We start from the raw sequence: 21977 nt of genomic DNA, 5'->3' as shown, positions 1-21977 counted from the left end.
GTGAAAGCTTATTGAATGGATGCCAACCAACAAAGTCCATTAATAACGATAGCCATTTTCTTATTCAGTTAAGGCGTGGCGCACGCTATTGATGAGTAATACTGGGCTGAGCCTGCCGCCCTCGTCAATATTAGTTACCTAATGTATCGCTATTCGCGGCTTTTGGGGTGGCAGCTTCGCCGTTAATGGCATCGCTGCTTGCATCGTTTGCATTGTTTGCGTCGTTCCCGTCCCCTGCCCCGTCCCCGTCCCCGTCCCCGTCCCCTTCATTTTCACTATCACCTTCATCATTATCTTTTTCTTCACCTAAGAAGAATTCATAGTATAAATCTAAGGCGAATTCAGACTGATCTTCAATGGTGGTTTGTACCGCTTCTAAAAATAAACGAGGCAATAAACGGTATCGCAAGGCTAAATCGGGTGGGTCTTGCCTACGACGCAAAGTGCTGCTGGAATCATTATTACTCAATCCCACATCCACATTATATTCAGCCGTTAATCTGTCATTAATCTGGCCGGTTACTGACAGTTTGTTCTCGTTAGTACTTAAGCTGAAATCATCAATACCCAAGGCATTGCCTACTTGACCGGTTAGGGTTTTAGTATTTGAAAGCCCAAAACCTACCAGTAATGCAGCGTAGTTAGGATCTTCGCTTTCAGCGTCAGGCCCCGACCCTGTAAGTAGGTACGAAAGTACGTTTTGCTGATCCATGGCGGGTTCAGAGAATAAATTAATGCTGGGAGAATCGGCTGCCCCGTCTATCCTAATACCGGCAATTACATCATCGTCAGTTTTATCTGGGTCGCGAATGGCTTCAATCAGCAGCATAGGTTGATCGATAGGACCATTAAACTGCACTTCACCCGTTTGAATAACAAGCTGCTGCCCATAGGCGCTATAACGGCCGTTAAGTATTTGCAAATCACCAAAGCCCACCAAGGCGGGTTGGTTATTCACTTTTACACCACCGTGTAAGCTCGCGGTTAAACCAAATGCTTCAAGCTTAACCTCACCGGTTTTAGCCTTGTCGATATTGACCATCACAGACGCATGTACAATATCAAGGGGCTCTTCTTTTGGGGGTTCGCCGCGAAGGTGAACATCTTTAGACGGTGACACCGCGCTTTCAGGTAATGATTCAACTTCAATACGCGCCCACGGTATATTTACACTGCCTGTTACATCAACCTTGTCGGCAGTTGCCGCTACTTTCAAATCTGGCGATATCCGTAAACGCATGTTTGGTTGGCGCACCTCAAATTTGTCACCTTTCAAATTAATGTTCGCGCTTGGTACATCAGACCAATCTAGATCGCCGTTTAGCGCCCCCTTACCACCGCCCAGTAAAAATGTGCCGTCGAAGTTGGCTTGTTGGCCGTTTAACGTAATTGATTGGCTCCAGTTTTCTAATGATACCGGTGTGTCCTGAATATCAATGGCGCCGTTTTCTATTTGTAGTTTTCCGGATAGTTCGGGCGAATCTACAAACCCTGCCAAGGTGATATTTCCATTCATAACACCCGTAAGTGTACGAATGGCAGGAGACAGTGGTTTAAGCGGTGCTACGTCTATATTAACAACCTCAAGATTACCGCTTATAGGTTTGCGGGTTTCAAAGGGAGACGTATTTACATTTAGGGTCGCATTGCCTAAGTCTTCACTGGCAATAAGCGACTGAGACTTAAGTTCTCCTTGCTTAAAAGTACCGGTTGTTTCCACAGAATTAATCGTTATTGCTAGTGGTCGCTCTTTTCCTAACTGCCACGTGGCAGGCGATAAAGAGGCCGTAAAAGTGGCATCGATAGGGTCGGCTTGAGAATATTGCCCTTGGCTTTTCACCGACAAGGTTGCCGGTGCGGCTGCCGCAACCATATCCGGCGCAAGTTCGTGGGCCCATAACCCTACAGGTAATGCTTTGGCCCATACATTCCATTTCGCTTTATTCTCTTGGTAGTTCAAGCTGGTGATGCAAAGCTCGCCTTCTTCCCTAGAGTGCCAGCAGTGTTCGCCCACGCTTGCGCTAAAGGGGGCGCTGCCAAGATTTAGAGTAAAAGGAGAAGAAAGCGCCCATTGCATGTTTGCCAGCTTCAGTTTGCTTTGCTCTACCTGGCCTGACCAAGTGTTGTCTTGCCATTTTCCTGCAACGCTTAGGGCAACACTATGCTCCGGTAAGATTACATCTAGGTCGGCCTTATGGTTTGTGTATGAGCCGTCAATGACAAGCTTGCCGTTGAATTCGCCTTGTTGGGCTGCCGCATTTGAAAGTGAAGGCGACACCGCAAGATTTGAAAAATTAATTGCGCCTTTGGCAACGGGGTTAGTCCACGGGCCTGTAGCTTTTATATTGCCAGATATCGCCCCAGCTACTTCAGGGTAAAGGTCGGCAATGGTAGCTACATCAAGGCCGATATCAGCATTAACGTAACGTTTATTAAGTAGTTGCCCGACCACATTAATTTTGTTTTCGGCTTGTTCAACGGCTAAAGAGGCAACCAATAAATCGCTTGGACCTGAGTACACAAAAGATCCTGCCACCGAGAAGGGTTTGTTTTGCAAGATGCCTTTAAGATCTAATTTCCGAATACTGACTTGGGGGCCTTTTTCTGTGTACTGCATCACACTGGTAAAACCGCCCTCTAATTGCTCTGGCGCGAACTTGGAAAACTGAACCCCTGAGACATTGGTAAAGGTGGTGTTTCCTTCCCAAGACATAGCCTCATCTAAATACAAGGTGCCGGTATTACTAATGCTGCCTTCTAAAGCTTCAATTTTGGCTTCGTTCACGAAGATATTGTGTTTTTTTAGCACCACATTTAGCGCCACAGGCACCTTGCCTACATCTGGCAAAGTGGCTGCTGCGCTGCCATCTAATAGGTAGTCACCCATGGTGCCATTAAGGGTTAGCGCGCCATCGTGCAAGGTGCCGGATTCCATAGTGGGTAGGGGTTGTTCTTTCCATGTTGCGCTAAATGAAATGGGCAGGTTGTCGCTAAGTACATCGGCTGACAAATTCACTTTTGCATTCATCGCCCCTTCAGTTTTAAGGTCAGCTTCAAGCGCTGCTAACGACCCTGATGCTTGAAAGTCTACTTGCTGTTGGTTGTCGCTTATCATACCGCTACCGTTCAGTGAAACTGACAACGGATAGGCACCATCTAGGGTGATGGCAATGTCGCCATTGAGTGTTCCTTGAGGGTGTTCCACATTCAAATTGGTCAAGGACACACTGGCATTCGCAAATTCAAAATCCTCAAAGGCAAATACCGATAAGGTTTGGGCTGAATCGCCTTGATTTAATGTGCCATTGGTCAATGAAAACTCATCAATACTTATTGGAATAGGCGATGAAATCGTCGGCAGTTCTGGGGCGGTGTACGATAGCGAATAGGACTTTGGCAGTGATTTTTTCGTGGCACTATTGTCAGTGCTACTTTCAGAAGCAGCATCATCCTTGTTCGCGTTAGTCGAAGAGGCTGTAGCTTGAGTGGACGCTTCGGTTTGATGGAGGGTAACGGCTAAATCTTCAAGCGATAGCGACGATATCGCCAGCGTCTCGTTACCTAAGAAATCATCTAAGTTTAACTTCCCTAGTTCAACCGTCTGCCCCGGCATTTTTAGTGTAAAGCGCTCAACTTGGGCTTGGTTTACCTCTACAGGTAAAGGCAGCGTAAAACTTCCAGTTTCTTCGGTTGATTCAGTTTCAGGCGCAGCGCTTAACTGCTCAACAACAATATCGTTGGCGTTAACTTCATTTACGCAGACTCTAGGTTCAAAAATACAGCGCCACGTGACATCAAGGTACGCATAATCCGTTTTTACTCGCCACTGCGCATTTTCCCACTCAACTTTTGTAATAGTGAGATTGTCAGCCAGGCCGCCCTCAATGCTTTCAATACTTAGTCCACTCACTAGGTTATTGGCAACAAGGCGAATGGTAGGCCCACCCAATGGGCTTATTAATAAACCGTAAACAAACACCACGATAAGCACTGGTGTTAGTAGGATAGTTGAAATTGTGCGCTTTCTCATAACTCAGGCCCCAGCAGAAGATGCAGCTGCCATGTCTTTTCATCTGGTGCAAATCCACGAGCTACGTACACGCGAACTGGGCCTATAGGAGACAGCCAGTGAAAGCCGGAACCCACGCTGTAAGTTAATGTGGTATCTAAATCATTGGTTGCCGTACCCGCATCAGTAAAGGCCGCAATACGCCAATTTTGCGCAATGCGGTAAGCATATTCCACACTGGCAGTGGCTAAGTATTTTCCACCAATAGCATCGTTTACTGTTTCACCCGTTTCAGGGTCGATAACGTCTTCAGTAGGAGATATTTCTCGGTAGTCAAAGCCGCGAATGCTTTGGTCACCACCGGCATAAAACCGTAGTGATGTCGGAACTTGCGAAAAGTCATTGGTTTTAATTGCACCAAGTTCGCCGCGAATAGAAAACCGATGTACGTCGGAAAAGGTACGAATGACCATGCCTTCCATTACAGATTTTACGATATTGATGTCAGAGCCAAGATTATCTCGCCCTACTTGGGTCAAAAACTGAAAATAATTGCCGTTGTTAATATTAAGGTCGTTATCTTTGGTGATATAGGTAATAGAGTAGCCCGGCAGTATCAGTGAGGTTGTGGTGTCGTCAGTGTCACCTTGATCGTAGGTTTCTCGTAAATAGGTAATAGAGCCATCGTGTTGCCAAGGCGAATGCTCTTCTTGAAAATATCGGTGAGCCGCAAGTGATAAAGTTTCACTTTCAATCGAGGTATTGCTGTATTCAATAAATTGATAGCCGGCTTCAAAGCTAACGTAATCTTTAGTGATGTTCTGCATCGGAATGCGATAGTCTGCCGTAACCGATTGCTCAGGTTGAGAGATAAAAATATCGGAGGAAATCGAATGACCGCGATCATTTACCCATGGGCGCTCCCAGCCTAAAGTGACTCTAGGGCCGGTATCGGTAGCAGCACCAATAGAGACATCAAACGCATCTCGGGGGCGATGTGATAGCGAAACTTCAATAGGGACATTTAGTCCCTCAGCGTCACTTACTACAGGCCGTGCAATAACACGGTTGAAATACCCTGATTGATTTAACGAACGGTTGAAGTCAGACAATTTTGCTGAAGAATAAGGCTCACCTTCTTCAAACGGAGTTAGTCGTTTAATAATCGCTTTTGCTTTGTCTTCCCCAATAAATTTCAATTTACCAAAGTTATAACGAGAGCCACTTTGGGCTATGAGCAGAATATTAGCTTCTTTTTCTTCTCTAACTAAATCTAACCGCGTGGCCTGCCAATAGAAATCAAAGTAACCATGAGATAGGGCATAATTGAACATCGATGACTTAAACGACTCGTAAACGGGCTGATCAAGTACATCTCCTTCTTTAAGTGAAAACGCATTAAAACGGCTTCTAAAGTCGCTATCTTCTCGGCCTACACCAATAATTTCTCGAGTGACCTTTGATACAAGAAGAGGGTCGCTAAGTGAAACGGTTACAACGACCTCATCGTCCTTAGTGACTTCTACCGTTGCATTGCTATTGTAATAGCCAAAGGGCTGCACAGCGGTGGCTACTGTAGCGATAACTTCATCTTGCCAGAATGGGTCATTCAATAGCTCAGTTTCTACATCTAAATTGTTCAAGTGCAGGCGAATATTATCTTTAAGCTTGTCTTGCTTTACCCCATTGATTTTATAGGTAACTGCATGAGCAGAGGCGATAAAAATTACCAATAGGCACAGCGATAAAAATCGAAGAGCGTACCCTTGGTTGCGCCGGGCTTTAATACCCGTTAGCAGCGTTTTTAAAGAAGATATAAAGCACAGTGGCATTGAAAAATGCGATTCCTTGTAGCAAAAAAAAGAGACGGCGCGGTTTCAGCCTTTACGAAAAAGGGGGCGCTAATATGATACGAGATAAGCAACACAGCATCGACAATGCCGATAATACCATACCCCTTTGTATACTGTGTATTGAGTAAAAAAGCACAACTAAAGTACATGTTAATGTTAAGCACTTTTTAGTGTAGTGTTTTGTCTGAATGTAACCAATTATTACAATTGAACTTTCTTTTTAAATTATAAAATGTTGTATAGTGGTCTTCGAGCTAATCACAGGATGAATAGTTCGATAAGGGTTTATTAATAAGCAAAGGAAAATATATGCGCTGTCGTTTGTTCTCGTGTATTCACTCAGTTACCTCTTTAGTGGTTCTATTTTTATTCAGCTTAGTCAGCGCTTGTGCACTAAGTGACGAAAATACCGCCGAGCCAGCAGAAACTGTTTCACCGCCTCTTCCTTACACCGTATTTAGTGCCCTACCCGCTTACCGAACTCCTGCGCTGTCGCCCAAAGGCGATAAAATTGCGTTTGTGAAAAACGTTAATGAACCTGACGAACTATCGGTGTTAGCAACCTTTGACCTTACTACAGGTAAAATTCACTATCTTCTTCATTCCGATAATGAAAAAGTTAAGATTAATTGGTACCGGTGGGTTAACGATGAGCGAATAGTTGTTAGTGCTCGTTATGAAAGTCGTCGCGGTAACACACGGGTTTATGATACTCGTCTACTCGCTATGAACTTCGATGCGCAAGGCGAAAAACCTAAACACCTTTTAGATTGGCGAAGACTGAAACGAAGAGCGGCAGACCCTAATCGTGTCCCCCAATTTCAAGACAATGTGATTGATTGGCTACCTGATGACCCTGAACACATCTTAATGGCCATCGATGTAGAAGTTTTCGCCCTTCCCTCTGTATTTAAAGTGAATGTCTATACTGGCAGCACTACAAGATTGGAGCGTGGGAAGCGCAGTATCAGAGACTGGGTAGTTGATCGACAGCATAATGTTCGCGTTGGCATCACGCTAGATTATGACAGCGGTGAGCGCCACGTATTACTTAAAGAAGATGATAGTTGGCGTACCCTGTTTAGTTACAATGCCATGAGTGAAAAAGGTGAAATGCCTCTCGGGTTTGGTCTTGATCCCAACATTCTTTATTATCGCGGTTACAAGGGAGACTACAAAGCCTTGTTTACGCTTAACCTTGAGACCAATGAGCATACAGAAATTTTCTCAGATGAAGGTTATGACGTAGATGGTAGTCTAATCTACTCTCCTGTTACCAACGATGCTATTGGTATTCGTCACCTTGGAAGACATTACTGGGATGAGCGCTACGTGGCGCTTCAGAATGGGCTAGATCAGGCGTTAGCCGACTACAGCAATACGTTAGTTAGTTTCAGTCGTGATGAAAACAACTATATTGTTTACTCCGAGTCAGACACTATGCCAGGTGCTTACTTTATTGGTAACCGCGAGAAAGGTTCTCTGGACTATTTGTTTCAGCAATACCCTAAAATTGAAGAGGGCATGTTAACCGAGCATAACCTCATAACTTACACTGCTCGTGATGATATGGAAATTGAAGCCTACTTAACCTTACCTAAAGGTGATGGGCCGTTTCCCACGATTATTCATCCACACGGTGGGCCAGGTGCGCGAGATTTTAGTGGTTTCGATTACTGGACATCGTACTTTACCAATAAGGGCTACGCGGTACTTCGCCCTAACTTTAGAGGTTCTCAGGGTTACGGCTTCGACTTTGCGCAAAGCCAGATGAAAAGCTGGGGATTGTCGATGCAAGATGACATTACCGATGCAGCAAACTGGATGGTTGAGCAAGGCTATGCCACTAAAGACAATATGTGTATTGTTGGCGCGAGCTATGGTGGCTATGCTGCGTTAATGGCAGCGGTGAAAACCCCTGAATTGTTTCAATGTGCAGTCAGCTTTGCCGGTGTGAGTTCGTTAAAGCATATCGTTATACACGCCAGACGGTTTGTAAATTCAGACTTGGTGAAAGACCAAATTGGTGATGACTTTGACGACTTGGAATCGCGGTCTCCTTATTACAATGCAGAAGGGATAAAAACGCCTATTTTATTGGTTCATGGCGAAGAAGATCGCATCGTTAGACCACTGCAAAGCCGTTACATGGCTGACGAACTAGAAGATTTAGATAAAACATTTAAATATGTCGAACTAGAATCGGGCGACCATTACTTGTCTATACAGGGTAATCGTCATCGCTTCTTTGCTGAAATGGATGCATTCTTAGATAAGTATTTGAAAAAAGAATAAACCTTTTTTCACACTGTACGCTTAAAAAAGCCAGAGCCGCCAAGTTCCACGACCAAATAGCGTGAAACTGGCGGCTTTTTGTTCATCTTTACGTTACACTTCTGCCCATTCAGCGTGCAATTATGATGCACTAACGTGGCAATCATCACCCTGAGCAACACAACTTATACCCCCTTCTTCGTTAAATAGAGAAATTATGTCCCATTCAAGCGAGACCGCGCCTAATGCTGGCCAGCCTCAAGGAAAGCCCCCTTTAGGGTTAATTGAATTTGTAGCACTGATGGCTACCATGACATCGCTGGTGGCGTTAAGCATTGACGCTATGCTGCCTGCACTACTGCAAATAGGTGAGACGCTAAACGTAGACGAGCCGCACCATACCCATCTTATTGTGACTGTTTTCTTTATGGGAATGGCCTTTGGGCAGATGTTCTTCGGTCCATTTGCAGATAGTCGTGGTAGAAGGCTTACCATTTTGATCGGGCTGTTTATTTTTGCGATTGGCACTTTTGTGTGTATGTCGGCCACTAATTTAGAGACCATGCTGGTGGGTCGTGTGATACAAGCCTTTGGTGTCTCAGGACCGCGTATTGCCGCTATGGCGATTATTCGCGATTTGTACGTGGGTGATGCAATGGCACGGGTGATGTCATTTATTATGATGGTGTTCATCCTTGTGCCTATGATAGCGCCTATGGTGGGCCAAGCAGTAATGGCTTTTTTTGGGTGGTTTCATATATTCACCCTATTTTTGATAGTGGCAACCTTAGCGGGTACATGGTTTTTCAGTCGTCAAGGCGAGACTTTGCCGCGGCATAAACGCAGGCCGTTTTCGTTTAAGCAGTTTTACTTGTCATCAAAATTTATCCTTACTCATGCAACGGTAATGGGTTACACCTTCGCAATGGCGGGTATTTTTGGTTCGTTTCTGGCGTATTTGAGTGCCTCACAAACCATTTTTCAGGTGTATTACGGTGTGGGCGATATGTTTCCTTATATTCGCAGTGCTGGCATTTTCGATTGGTTTAGCATCTTATTTCAACGGCACCATGGTAATGAAATTCGGCATGCGACGCTTGTGTCGCTTTGCCCTTAAAGGGGTTAACGGGTTTGCTGTTGTCTATCTTGGGTTATTACTCGCTTATGACGGGTTACCGCCACTTGTGCTTACCGTTGTTACCATGTTCGTTGGTTTCTTTTTTGTGGGTATTTTATTCGGTAACTTAAACGCACTTGCTATGCAGCCATTAGGGGATATGGCAGGGCTTGGTGCTGCTATAATCGGTTCTCTCTCAAGCCTGTTTTCTGTGCCCATTGCGCTGTTCGTAGATAGCTTTTTAGACGGTAATCTATACCCCATAGGCATTGGCTTTTTTGTCTTCTTCGTATTGGCTTATTTTGCGGTGAGATATGCAGAGCGGGTTCGCGAATGCGGGGAATAGGTAAAAACAAGCAGGCATAAAAAAGCCCGACCAAATTGGTCGGGCAAGAGGGCTTATATAAAGCACCTAACGACAGAAACTGTCCTAACCGATGATGGCTTTCATGTCAGTCATGTAGCCACGCAGGGTCTTACCTACTTGCTCAACACCGTGAGTGCGAATAGCTTCGTTAATATCAACAAGGCGCTTGTTTTCAACCTGATTAGAGGTTTCTGACAATCCCTTACCAATAACTGAAGTATCGATAGTAGGCATAAATTTCTCACGCAAAATTGGAATTGCTGCATTCGCAAACAAATAGTTTCCATATTCTGCCGTGTCTGAAATTACCACGTTCATTTCATACAGACGCTTACGCGCGATAGTATTCGAGATAAGTGGTGTTTCATGCAGTGATTCGTAGTATGCAGACTCAGGTAAGATACCCGCTTCAACCATTACGTCGAAGGCTACTTCTACACCGCACTTGATCATGGCAACTAAAAGGATGCCGTGGTCAAAGAATTCTTGCTCGCTGATTTCACCTTCGTAGACAGGTGCGTTTTCAAAACCAGTTTCACCGGTTTCTTCGCGCCATCTAAGTAGGTTAGCATCGCCGTTTGCCCAATCTTCCATCATAGTGCGAGAGAACTCACCGCTAATGATGTCGTCTTGATGCTTTTCAAATAGTGGGCGAAGCAAGTCAGTAAGTTGTTCTGACAAATCGTACGCTTTCACTTTAGCTGGGTTTGATAGGCGGTCCATCATGTTGGTTACGCCACCAATTTTAAGTGCTTCAGTGACAGCTTCTAGGCCGAACTGAATAAGTGCACCAGCATACGCTGCGTCAATACCGTCAGCGGTCATTTTCTCAAAGGCAAGCACTGCAGCAACTTGTTGCATACCACATAGAATGGTTTGCTCGCCCATAAGGTCAGATTTAACTTCAGCTACGAACGAAGACTCAAGTACACCTGCACGATCGCCACCTGTTGCACTTGCTAATGCTTTAGCAGTATCCCAACCCTTGTTTTCAGGGTCGTTCTCAGGGTGAACGGCAATCAGAGTTGGTACACCGAAACCGCGCTTATATTCTTCACGTACTTCTGTACCTGGGCACTTAGGTGCACACATAACCACCGTAATATCGCTACGGATTTGTTGGCCTTCTTCAACAATGTTGAAGCCGTGTGAGTATCCAAGTGTTGCGCCTTTTTGCATTAACGGCATTACCGCTTCTACAACGCTTGCATGCTGCTTATCAGGCGTTAGGTTGTACACCAAGTCAGCACTAGGAATTAGTTCCTGATAAGTGCCAACAGTGAAACCATTGCTAGTAGCACGTTTGTAAGAGTCACGCTGCTCTTCAATGGCTGCTTGACGCAGCGCATAAGAAACATCTAACCCAGAGTCACGCATGTTCAAGCCTTGGTTAAGACCTTGAGCACCGCAGCCTACAATGACAATCTTCTTGCCTTTTAAGAACTGACAACCGTCAGCGAATTCTTCGCGTGCCATGAAGCGGCAGCGGCCAAGCTGATCTAGCTGCTGGCGTAGCGATAGGGTATTGAAATAATTAGCCATAAAAATTCCGAACAACATTCATTTTCGTCATTATCAACAACCAACCGTGGCGTTGACGACCTCGTCTATGACGACTTGCTACGCAGATTAAGGGATTTCTTTTGTTTTGGAAAATGATATATTTGCAAGATAATATTGCAATAAGTGAAACACTATGGATTTTCGTAGCCTTCAATTGTTTACGCATCTTGCCACCAGCCTACATTTTGGCGATACCGCGCAAGCCATGTATGTGTCGCCTTCTACGCTAAGCCGCGTTATACAAAGGCTAGAGGATGAATTGGGTTGTACCTTGTTTAAACGCGACAACCGTAAAGTGGCGCTTACTCATAGTGGTCATAAACTGCTTTCATTCTCTACCCAGTCTTTAAAAGACTGGCAACAATTGAAGGTAGACTTGCGAGAAGACAGTAATTCGTTGCAAGGTGAGATAAGCTTGTTTTGTTCTGTAACGGCCAGTCAAAGTCATTTGCCTGCTATATTGCGTCAGTTTAGGGCACAGCATCCTGGTGTGGATATTCGCTTAATTACCGGCGACCCTGCACTAGCGATAGATAAGGTAAAGCAGAAAGAATGTGACTTATCGATAGCTATTTATACGCCTGACTTGCCTACAGACTTACATTTTTCCCCTTTAGACAATGTGCCTTTGGTGCTGATTGCGCCGCGAGATTGGCGGTTAACCCAGTTGACGCAGGTAGATTGGACTAAGCATCAGGTGATCATGCCAGAGCATGGGCCTACCAGGCGCATTGCTTACCACTGGTTTGCAGAGCATGGTATTAGGCCAAATGTGTATGCTTCGGTAGGGGGTAATGAAGCCATTGTCAGCATGGTGGCGTTAGAATGCGGTGTGGGTTTTGTACCTAAAGTGGTGCTTGATCATTCCAGTATGGCTAGCTTGGTAACCCAAATTCCAGTAGATGATATCGAGCCCTATGGACTAGGGCTATGTTGCTTGCAAGATAAGCAAAACGAACCACTTATCAACGCGTTTTTACAATTGGAAATGGCTCCCTTATCTAATTAATGATGAGTTGTTTAGACATTTAAGCTGGATTAAAAGCTAAAAGCATTAAGCTTTCATGCTACTTGCTGTTGAGTATCACCTAATGGGCTACTGACTACTTAGCTGCTTAATTAAGGTATCCAATGCGCGGTAACCTAGCGCTTCGGCTAAATGGGCGCGAGTAACCGTAGGCTGTTCTGACAAATCTGCCAGTGTCCTCGCTACCTTAAGGGTACGGTGGAATACCCGCATCGACAAATTTAATTGCTTAGCAGCTGCTTGTAAAAAGCGTAAATCGCTATCGGTTAGCTGGCATAAATCAGCAAGCTCCCCCGCGGCAAGCTGTGCATTGGGCTTCCCTTGCCTATGAAGTTGCACTTCTCTTGCCCGTAATACGTTATCCCTGGCTTCTAACATGGAATCAGATTCAGAATTTACCGGTGGCGATAAATCGTAACTGGCAAGCCTGGGTACCTCTACTTGTATGTCTATTCTGTCTAATAAGGGGCCCGACAAGCGATTTAAATAACTTAGCTGCTGTTGTGGAGTTAAGCGGTTGTCGTCAATATCGCCAGTAGGACTAGGGTTCATGGCCGCTATTAATTGAAAATTGGCAGGATAGGTAGCGCTCGCCATCGCCCGCGATATATGCACATCACCGGTTTCTAATGGCTCTCTAAGTACATCTAATGCGCGGCGGCCAAATTCGGGTAATTCATCTAAAAATAATACCCCGTTATGGGCTAACGATATTTCGCCAGGTACAGGCTGCGACCCGCCGCCGGTAAGCGCTACAGCAGAGCTAGTATGATGTGGGCTGCGCATGTGGCGCTTTAAAAACCGCTCTACATTTAAATTTTCCCCTTTTACCGAATGAATGGAGGCTACTTCCAGAGCTTCCTGTTCAGTCATGGGGGGTAATAGGGCAAGTAACCTACTGGCTAGTAAACTTTTACCCGTGCCTTGAGGGCCTACCATCAACAGGTTATGGCTACCCGCTGCGGCAATGGTTAATGCACGCTTGGCTTGTGTTTGGCCAATAATATCATCCCAACCCATACTACTAGTAGAGGAAGAACACGAGCTAAAGGGCTGACCTTTATTGAGTTTTTTATTATTCGCTAGGTGTTCGTAAACCGATAAAAGATCAAACGCTGGGTAACGAGTGGCGTAGGATACTAACGAGGCTTCTACATCGTTAACCCCCGGAAAAACAAGGGGGGTGTCATCGTCGGCTGCTGCAATTAAAACAGGAACTAGGCCACTTACTGGCTTAATTTCACCGTTTAACCCGAGTTCGCCCACAAAGGCGATGTTGAGTACGCTAGTGTCAGGGAGATACCCTGATGCCACCAAAATACCTACTGCAATGGGTAAGTCGAAACGCCCACCATACTTAGGAATATCAGCGGGGGCTAAATTTACGGTTATACGTTTAGCGGGAAAATCGAAACCGCTGTTTATGAGCGCACTGCGCACCCGCTCTCGGGCTTCTTTTACACTGGTTTCTGCCATACCTACCAACTGGAACGCTGGTAAACCATTGGCCAAGTGAATTTCTACTGATACCTCGGGGGCTGCCACGCCCTGCCCCGCAAAGGTTTTAACTACTGCCATGCTCATACTTTGTCGCTCTTGAAGGAAGTCCCCTAAGAGGCGTACTTTAAGTGAGCATGATAAAAGCTGAAACTGTACTTAGGGCAAGAAGAAGGACTAATTTTCGTTATAGAAGACCGGCATTTCCCAGTGCCAGCGCAAAGCGCCTAGCCGCATTAATACTGTGGTTGCAAGGGCAACTGCACCGCACCACTGGGCCTCAAAGCCCAGATACATGGCGAGACCGTAGGCCATTCCCCCCACAATACAGGTCGTTGCGTAGAGTTCCCCGCCTAAGACTAATGGTACTTCTCGACATATAACATCACGTAACAAACCACCAAATACCCCTGTAATGGTGCCCATGGCAATCGCCACTGCAATGCCAGTATCGTTAGCTAATGCTTTTTCTATGCCTACCACGTTAAATAACGCTAACCCAAACGCATCAGCAATAAGCAAATAATGATAAGGAAAGCGTGGGCTTAATCGTAACCAAATAATAGGGATGAAGGCAGCAATCAGTGTGGTGTACAGGTAATCGTTATCGGCAATCCAAAATACGGGAACGTCCAGCATCATGTCGCGCAGTGTTCCACCTCCTATAGCAGTGGCACTTGCCAATACAATAACGCCAAACCCGTCCATCCTTTTTTGGTACGCCATCAGGGTGCCAGAAATAGCACACACCGCTACCCCTGCTAAATTTAACCAGTGAAACCAGTCTACCATTGTATTGCGATACCCTTTTTTATCTGACGAAAACAGCGTTTGAACCGCAAAATACTTGATTTCGGCAGCGGTTTCATGCTATTTCTTTGCGCATATTAATCGTGTAACGGCCAATTCACGTTTAATTGGGGTGAAAAAGCCATAGCCCTATCGTACAACCATTCATTTTAGCATTCATCCAAGGAACTGGGTGTTGCTCGTCAATTAAATCTTTAAATTCAATAGCATAAGCTTATTGTTTTTATCTGATGTCCTTTGTTTTCACGACAAACGACAGTGTTTCAATGTCAGTGATAAAGCACAGATGCGTAAATTTATGTGTCCGCGCGTCGCGTATTGCATCCAGCGTATTGGGCGCTCGCGCACTGTCATGTATCATTCGTCTCGGTATTAATATTTCCGCAAAACGCGGTTCGGGCTTTACGCTCAATTTTTGAAGGATTACTCATGGCTAAGCAACCTGCCGAACATATTTGGTTTAATGGCGAATTGAAACATTGGAAAGATGCGACTGTTCATGTAATGACGCATGCTATTCATTATGGTTCGTCTGTATTTGAAGGTGTACGTGCATACGACACTCCCGATCAAGGTACTTGTGTTTTTCGTTTAAACGATCACAACCGCCGCTTGTTCGATTCAGCGAAAATTTATCGTATGACCATTCCATACACGCTAGATCAAATAAACCAAGCTACCCTTGATATCATTCGTGAGAACAAATTGAAATCAGCGTACATTCGCCCTATCGCGTTTTACGGTGATATTGGTATGGGACTTCAAGTGCCTTTCGGTACGGAAGCTGAAGTGGCTATTGCTGCATTTGAATGGGGCGCTTACTTAGGTGAAGAAGCCCTTAAAAATGGTGTAGATGCAGGTATCTCTTCTTGGAACCGCTTAGCCGCTAACACTATGCCTACGGGTGCTAAAGCCGGTGGTAACTACTTATCTTCACAGCTTATCTCGATGGAAGCCCGTCGTCATGGCTACGGTGAAGGTATTGCCCTTGATACCAACGGTTACATCAGCGAAGGTGCTGGCGAAAACATTTTTGTTATTCGCGACGGCATTGTGATTACCACGCCTAAAACTGCAGCCATTCTTCCAGGTATCACTCGTGATACGTGTATGACGCTACTTAGAGATAAAGGCTACGAAGTTCGCGAAGAAAATATTCCTCGTGAAGCTATGTATCTAGCTGATGAAGTCTTCATGTGTGGTACAGCGGCAGAAGTAACGCCAGTACGCAGTGTAGATGGCATTGAAGTAGGTGCGGGCGGCCGTGGCCCAATCACCAAAGAAGTACAAGATATGTTCTTCGGTCTTTTCAACGGTACTACCGAAGACAAATGGAACTGGTTAACACCGGTTTACAAGTAATTAATTTAGCTATTTATTAAACGGGAAGGATTTTATGCCCAAGTTACGATCTGCAACGACTACGCAAGGTAGAAATATGGCCGGCGCACGCGCTTTATGGCGTGCAACGGGAATGAAGGATTCTGATTTCGGTAAACCTATTATTGCTATTGCTAACTCTTTCACGCAGTTTGTGCCGGGGCATGTGCATCTAAAAGACATGGGTCAATTAGTCGCACGAAGCGTTGAAGCCGCGGGTGGTGTAGCAAAAGAATTTAATACTATCGCAGTAGATGATGGTATTGCTATGGGCCACAGCGGAATGCTTTACAGCTTGCCTTCCCGTGAAATTATTGCTGATGCAGTAGAATACATGGTGAACGCGCACTGCGCCGACGCCATTGTATGTATTTCTAACTGCGACAAAATCACCCCAGGAATGTTAATGGCGTCATTGCGCTTAAACGTACCTGTAGTGTTTGTATCAGGCGGTCCGATGGAAGCGGGTAAAACCAAGCTTTCTGATCAAATCATCAAACTCGACTTAGTAGATGCCATGGTGGCCGCTGCTGACGATAAAGTAAGTGATTCTGATACCGACGAAATTGAACGTTCTGCATGCCCTACCTGTGGTTCATGCTCAGGTATGTTTACTGCAAACTCAATGAACTGTTTAACCGAAGCGCTAGGTTTATCGCTTCCGGGTAACGGTTCAATGCTAGCGACCCACGCAGACCGTGAAGGTTTGTTCAAAAAAGCGGGTTCGCAAATTGTAGAGCTGTGTAAACGTTACTATGGCGATGATGATGAAAGCGTCTTGCCGCGTAACATTGCTAACTTCAATGCCTTTGAAAACGCCATGAGCTTAGATATTGCCATGGGCGGTTCAACCAACACGATTTTGCATTTGTTAGCAGCAGCAATGGAAGGTGAAATACCCTTCACTATGAACGACATCGATAGACTGTCACGTAAGGTTCCGCACTTATGTAAAGTGGCACCGTCCACCCCGAAATACCATATGGAAGATGTGCACCGCGCTGGTGGCGTATTGGGTATTTTGAATGAATTAAATAAAGGTGGCTTACTGCATGGTGATGCAAACCATGTGTTAGGTAAGTCGCTTACAGAAGTGATTGCCGATTGGGATATCACTAACCCAGAGAATACCGATGCAATTAAATTTTTCCGCGCAGGCCCTGCTGGTATTCGTACGACCCAAGCGTTCAGCCAAAGCTGTCGTTGGGATGAAGCAGATGCAGATCGCGAAGACGGTTGTATTCGCTCGGTTGAAAACGCCTTTAGCCAAGAAGGCGGCCTAGCTGTGTTATACGGTAATGTGGCAGAAGATGGCTGTATTGTTAAAACCGCTGGTGTTGATGACTCAATTTTGAAGTTCACCGGTACTGCACGTATTTATGAAAGCCAAGATGATGCCGTAGCCGGTATTTTGGCTGACGATGTGAAAGCAGGCGATGTGGTATTCATTCGTTACGAAGGCCCACGCGGCGGACCGGGTATGCAAGAAATGCTATACCCCACTTCATACTTGAAGTCGAAAGGTTTAGGTAAATCGTGTGCGCTCGTTACCGATGGCCGTTTCTCTGGTGGTACTAGTGGTCTGTCGATTGGTCACTGCTCGCCAGAAGCTGCCAGTGGCGGTGGTATTGGTTTAGTTGAGCACGGCGATAAGATTGAAATTGATATTCCAAATCGTAGCATCAACATCGCTATTAGCGATGAGGAGCTTGCAGAGCGCCGCGCGAAAATGGAAGCCAGCGATAAGCCTTGGCGCCCGAAAGATCGCGTTCGTGAAGTATCAACATCATTGAAAACCTTTGCCGCATTGGCCACCAGTGCGGATAAAGGCGCAGTACGTGATGTATCGAAACTGGAAAATCTATGACCGTTAGCGATCACGACTATTTAAAGAAAATTCTATTAGCCCCTGTTTACGACGTAGCCGTAAGCAGTGAGCTTTCTTACATGTCGTTGTTGTCTGCCGAATTAGGCAATGAAATATTCTTAAAGCGTGAAGACCAGCAACCCGTTAAGTCATTTAAGTTACGCGGCGCTTACAACCGAATAAGTTCGTTAAGCGAAGCACAGCTTAAAGCAGGTGTTATCGGTGCTTCAGCCGGTAATCATGCACAAGGTTTGGCGTACAGTGCGAGGCGCAAGGGCATTCAGGCAACTATTGTGATGCCTGAAACGACCCCTGACATCAAAGTGGATGCAGTACGTCGTTTTGGCGGCGACCATGTAAGCGTTGTGCTTCATGGCACGAGTTTCGATCAAGCCAGTGGCCACGCGAAAGCGCTTTGTGCAGAACATGGTTATACCTTTGTGCCGCCATTCGATGACCCTGATGTAATCGCGGGTCAAGGAACGGTTGCTAGGGAATTGCTAGAGCAAAACCCTAATCTGGATATTTTGTTTGTTGCGGTAGGCGGTGGCGGTTTAGCGGCCGGTATTGCGGTTTATTTAAAGCAGTTAAAGCCAGAGATTAAAATTGTTGCCGTTGAATCGGAAGAGTCTGCCTGTTTTGCCTTGGCGCAAAAAGAAGGTGCACCTGCTGCACTTGAAAACGTAGGCATTTTTGCCGATGGCGTTGCCGTTAAAGTGATGGGGCAAGAAACCTTTAGGCTGTGTAATCGCCTAATTGATGAAACCATGACGGTAACCAACGATGAAATATGTGGTGCCATTAAAGATATTTTTGATGACACCCGCGTTATTGCTGAGCCTGCCGGTGCCTTGTCTGTGGCGGCTATTCGAAAGTATGCCAAGCAGCACGACCTTACCGGCAAGAAGCTAGGCGGCATTTTATGCGGCGCGAATATTAACTTCCATACTTTGCGTTATGTGTCTGAACGCTGTGAACTGGGCGAGCAAAAAGAAGCCGTATTCGCAGTGAAAATACCTGAGCGCAAAGGGGCATTTAAGCAGTTTTGTGAATGTGTTGGCGCAAAAGCGATTACTGAATTTAACTATCGTTATGCTAATGACGACGAAGCTCATATTTTCGTTGGCGTTAAATTAAAAGGCGGCCAGCAAGAGTTCTTAAGCTTGCAAAGCGACTTAGAAAATAAAGGCTACCAATGCTTTAACTTAACCAATAACGAATTAGCCAAACTACACGTTCGTCACATGGTAGGGGGAAGACCTCCGGCGATATTGAACGAGCAAGTGTTCAGTTTTGAATTTCCAGAGCGCCCTGGCGCATTGCTAAACTTCTTAAATACCTTGGGTGAATCGTGGAACATTACCTTGTTCCATTACCGTAACCACGGTGCGGCAGAAGGCTTAGTATTGGTTGGGTTTGATATTGCGCCAGAAAGCCGAGACGCTTTCAATGAGCATGTTATTGAGCTTGGCTACAAAGTAGATGAAGTAACACAAGATCCTGCCTATAAGTTCTTCTTGTCACAACCATCTAAGTAAAGAGCAAACCGTTTTCGCTTTACCTCGCTTCATGTTAAGCACGGCTTACCTTGGGGCGAGGTAAAGCGTATTCCAAATCAATAAAAAAGCCGAAGCGTTGTATTTCAACGTTTCGGCTTTTTTGTGGCATCGATAACAGTCTCTTCAGTGTGCAGCACTGTAACTACTAACTAGTTGCAAACACACTGACGAAGTATAGGCTAGTTATGCAATACCACGTTCTCTAGGTGCTGGGTCATTTCAGGCCATACTAGCGCCATCACGTCTTCCCGAAGTGCTTCACACTCTTCAGAGTATTTCAGACTGCCATCTTCTGTAGAGTCTAACCAATGATTGTCTTTTAAAGCGCTAATAAAGCTAGACAGTACGTTCTTATCGTAAAACTCAGGTGAGCTTAGCCCATAAAGGGTAGATAAGCGTTCTGCCACTTGGCGGCTAGTGCGTTCAAGTGCGCCGCGGCTTATCACTTTTTCTTTGTCTAAAATAGTTAGAACTACCGCATAACGTTGCAAGGTTTCTTGCATACAACGGCTTAACAACCATGCTGAATGAAACTGTTTTTGCTGAGCATCAGGTGGAAGTAAATCACCCTCTTTAATGCGCAGTAAGCCTTGGTCAACTAATGCATCGATAAGAGCATCTGTGTGTGCAAGGGCTTCATCTTGAGACAAGTGTAAAAATAGCTCACGCTGAAGCAGTGGGTATAACGCAGCAATTAACTGGAATACTGTGGCTTTACTAGTGCCCTTATGAGCAAATACACAGGCCATGATTAAGCCCGGCAATGCGAATAAGTGCAGAATATTGTTGCGATAGTAGGTGAGGTAAACCGCTGACTTAGGCTTGGGGCTAATTAATCGCCCATAATCGTCTTCCTTAACCTCAAACTTGCCAAGCTTCAAAGTATCGTCGAATAATTCCTTCGCGCTGGCATCAGGGATGGTGGCATCGGCACTGAAAGGCACGTTTTTGAACAAACTGATAAAGTCGCCCATCGCTTGTTTAAGCTCAGACTCACTCATGGTTTGTGTTTTTGATGACAGTAAACACAGCGATGTTAATGCCATGCCATTAACCGCTGCTGCGCGATTAATACGGGTCATAACATTGTTGGCCAACTCGTTTACCGCCGGCGTTAGCCAAGCGGGTTTTTTCTCTGGCTCGGCATCACGGCAATCGCGCCAGTTTGGCACATGAGTTTCTAAAAATTGGTTCAGCTGAATAGGCTCACCAAAATTCACATAGCCATGACCGTAGTTTTTAAGCTTGCGGATGGCCGAGAACACTTGCCAGTTAGATTCTTTTTGCTTCTTAGTCCCCTTTAACTCGTTCAGGTAGCTTTTCACTTCCATCACGTTTTCGTAACCAATATAGACTGGTACTAGGCTAACGGGTCTATTCACACCTTTCAGCATGGCTTGAATGGTCATGGCAAGCATGCCTGTTTTCGGTGGGATAAGTCGACCAGTGCGGCTACGGCCACCTTCAGGGTAATACTTTACCGAATAGCCTTTGTTGAAAAGTAGCTCTAAGTACTCGCGGAATACCGCGGTATACAATTTGTTCCCAGCAAAGCTACGGCGTAAGAAGAAGGCTCCGCCGCGACGAAAAATTTTACCCACCGGCCAGAAATTTAAGTTAATACCCGCGGCAATATGGGGAGTTACCATGCCTTCATGATAAATCACGTAAGTGAGCAACAGGTAATCCATGTGACTGCGATGACAAGGCACGTAAACAATCTCATGGCCGTTAGCGGCTAATTCGCGAATACGTTCAGAGTGGCCAACACTAATACCATTGTAAATTTTGTTCCAAATACGGGTAAGCAGTCGATCGCCAAAACGAATTAACCCTTCGCGATAATCAGCCGCTATTTCGGTAACGTACGATTGCGCTCTGTCTTTAGATGCGTCATGGGTAATTTTTTTACTGCGAGACTCTTCTGCCATAGCACGGCGCACGGCATCAGAACCGAGTACACTGTTGTTCAACTCTTGGCGCTCTAACAATGTAGGGCCAGTCATGCTCTGGCGCTTACGCTGGAAGTGAGTGCTTGCTACACGCACCAGTTTGTGCGCAATGCTTTTATCACTACCATGTTGGTTTGACATGGCACGAGCCGAAACGGCTTTTGAGTAATTGATAAAATTATCGCGGCCTAAAAACATCACGATAAAGAGTTTTCTCAGCCAACTTGGCGCGGCATTATCGGCAATAAGGTCAGCTAATCCAGGCGTACCTCGCCCAGGCGCTCGGCCCCAAGTTACAAATACTGGAACCACTTGAAGATCTAATTGATGATGGTCTCTATGCAAATGAAACAAGTCAGTAAATACATCTTCAATACCGGTATCGTCAGCTTGTGAACGAAAAATCGGTTGGGTTTTACGCAGAAACAGCGTAGAAGGGTATTCTCTGCCCGCTAACGTAAGCGTATCAGTCGGGCTCGGTAGACCTAGTGCTTCTGTTGACATTCTAAGTGCTAATTGATCGGTTACCGAGTTTGCTGGAAGCAAGTAAACGATGGGCTTCGACTTATCAATGCCAAGCTCAGTCTCTACGTTTACGGGAATGCTGTGGGCTTTAACCAGCAACTTAACAGGATAATGAAATAGCGACAAAAGGGCTTTTCGCATCCACGACATGAATTCTGTAATCCTATGAAATTAAAA

11 protein-coding genes and 1 pseudogene are annotated in these 21977 nt (G+C 45.5%); 6 read left to right on the top strand and 6 right to left on the bottom strand.

Going from position 1 to position 21977, the window contains the following annotated elements:
• Nucleotides 1–130 precede the first annotated feature (130 nt).
• Nucleotides 131–4030: a translocation/assembly module TamB domain-containing protein gene (locus tag J5X92_RS03680; protein WP_208804672.1), complete on the bottom strand. Its 3900-nt coding sequence runs from the start codon at nt 4028–4030 to the stop codon at nt 131–133.
• Nucleotides 4027–5841 (bottom strand): autotransporter assembly complex family protein, encoded by a 1815-nt coding sequence (locus tag J5X92_RS03675; protein ID WP_208804670.1) that lies wholly within the window; start codon nt 5839–5841, stop codon nt 4027–4029. Before J5X92_RS03675 ends, J5X92_RS03680 begins: the two co-directional genes overlap by 4 nt.
• A gap of 330 nt (nt 5842–6171) precedes the next feature.
• Between J5X92_RS03675 and J5X92_RS03670 the strand changes: the two genes are divergently transcribed.
• Nucleotides 6172–8157, top strand: coding sequence for a prolyl oligopeptidase family serine peptidase (locus J5X92_RS03670; RefSeq protein WP_013786750.1), 1986 nt, complete (start codon nt 6172–6174; stop codon nt 8155–8157).
• A gap of 196 nt (nt 8158–8353) precedes the next feature.
• Nucleotides 8354–9599: pseudogene (locus J5X92_RS03665) on the top strand (multidrug effflux MFS transporter).
• A gap of 84 nt (nt 9600–9683) precedes the next feature.
• On the opposite strand, the gene ilvC reads toward J5X92_RS03665, so the two are convergent.
• Nucleotides 9684–11162, bottom strand: coding sequence for a ketol-acid reductoisomerase (ilvC, locus tag J5X92_RS03660; protein WP_013786748.1), 1479 nt, complete (start codon nt 11160–11162; stop codon nt 9684–9686).
• Nucleotides 11163–11316: 154 nt separating this feature from the next.
• Between ilvC and ilvY the strand changes: the two genes are divergently transcribed.
• Nucleotides 11317–12192 (top strand): HTH-type transcriptional activator IlvY, encoded by an 876-nt coding sequence (ilvY, locus tag J5X92_RS03655; RefSeq protein WP_126871504.1) that lies wholly within the window; start codon nt 11317–11319, stop codon nt 12190–12192.
• 87 nt (nt 12193–12279) lie between these two features.
• On the opposite strand, the gene J5X92_RS03650 is transcribed toward ilvY, so the two are convergent.
• Both J5X92_RS03650 and J5X92_RS03645 read right to left on the bottom strand, forming a co-directional pair.
• Nucleotides 12280–13794, bottom strand: a complete 1515-nt coding sequence (locus J5X92_RS03650; RefSeq protein ID WP_126871503.1) for a YifB family Mg chelatase-like AAA ATPase — start codon at nt 13792–13794, stop codon at nt 12280–12282.
• A 90-nt stretch (nt 13795–13884) separates the two neighbouring features.
• Nucleotides 13885–14499 carry a trimeric intracellular cation channel family protein gene (locus tag J5X92_RS03645; RefSeq protein WP_013786745.1) on the bottom strand — a complete coding sequence of 205 codons (615 nt, stop codon included), beginning with the start codon at nt 14497–14499 and terminating at the stop codon, nt 13885–13887.
• Between the two features lie 447 nt (nt 14500–14946).
• Here J5X92_RS03645 and J5X92_RS03640 point away from each other — a divergent pair, with 447 nt between their 5' ends.
• From J5X92_RS03640 to ilvA, 3 genes are read left to right on the top strand one after another with little or no spacing between them, the layout of a single operon-like run.
• A complete protein-coding gene (locus tag J5X92_RS03640) occupies nt 14947–15879 on the top strand; it encodes a branched-chain amino acid transaminase (protein WP_057795152.1) in 933 nt (310 codons plus the stop codon).
• Between the two features lie 34 nt (nt 15880–15913).
• The gene (ilvD, locus tag J5X92_RS03635; protein WP_208804668.1) at nt 15914–17764 is read left to right on the top strand and encodes a dihydroxy-acid dehydratase; all 1851 of its coding nucleotides are present in this window, start codon (nt 15914–15916) and stop codon (nt 17762–17764) included.
• Nucleotides 17761–19302: a threonine ammonia-lyase, biosynthetic gene (gene ilvA / locus J5X92_RS03630; RefSeq protein ID WP_208804666.1), complete on the top strand. Its 1542-nt coding sequence runs from the start codon at nt 17761–17763 to the stop codon at nt 19300–19302. Before ilvD ends, ilvA begins: the two co-directional genes overlap by 4 nt.
• A gap of 200 nt (nt 19303–19502) precedes the next feature.
• Here ilvA and plsB read toward each other — a convergent pair whose 3' ends face one another.
• A complete protein-coding gene (gene plsB / locus J5X92_RS03625) occupies nt 19503–21950 on the bottom strand; it encodes a glycerol-3-phosphate 1-O-acyltransferase PlsB (RefSeq protein WP_208804664.1) in 2448 nt (815 codons plus the stop codon).
• Nucleotides 21951–21977 lie beyond the last annotated feature (27 nt).

This window comes from Alteromonas sp. K632G (genome assembly GCF_017653625.1).
GTDB lineage: Bacteria > Pseudomonadota > Gammaproteobacteria > Enterobacterales > Alteromonadaceae > Alteromonas > Alteromonas naphthalenivorans.
This window is presented reverse-complemented; position numbering and strand designations above follow the sequence as displayed.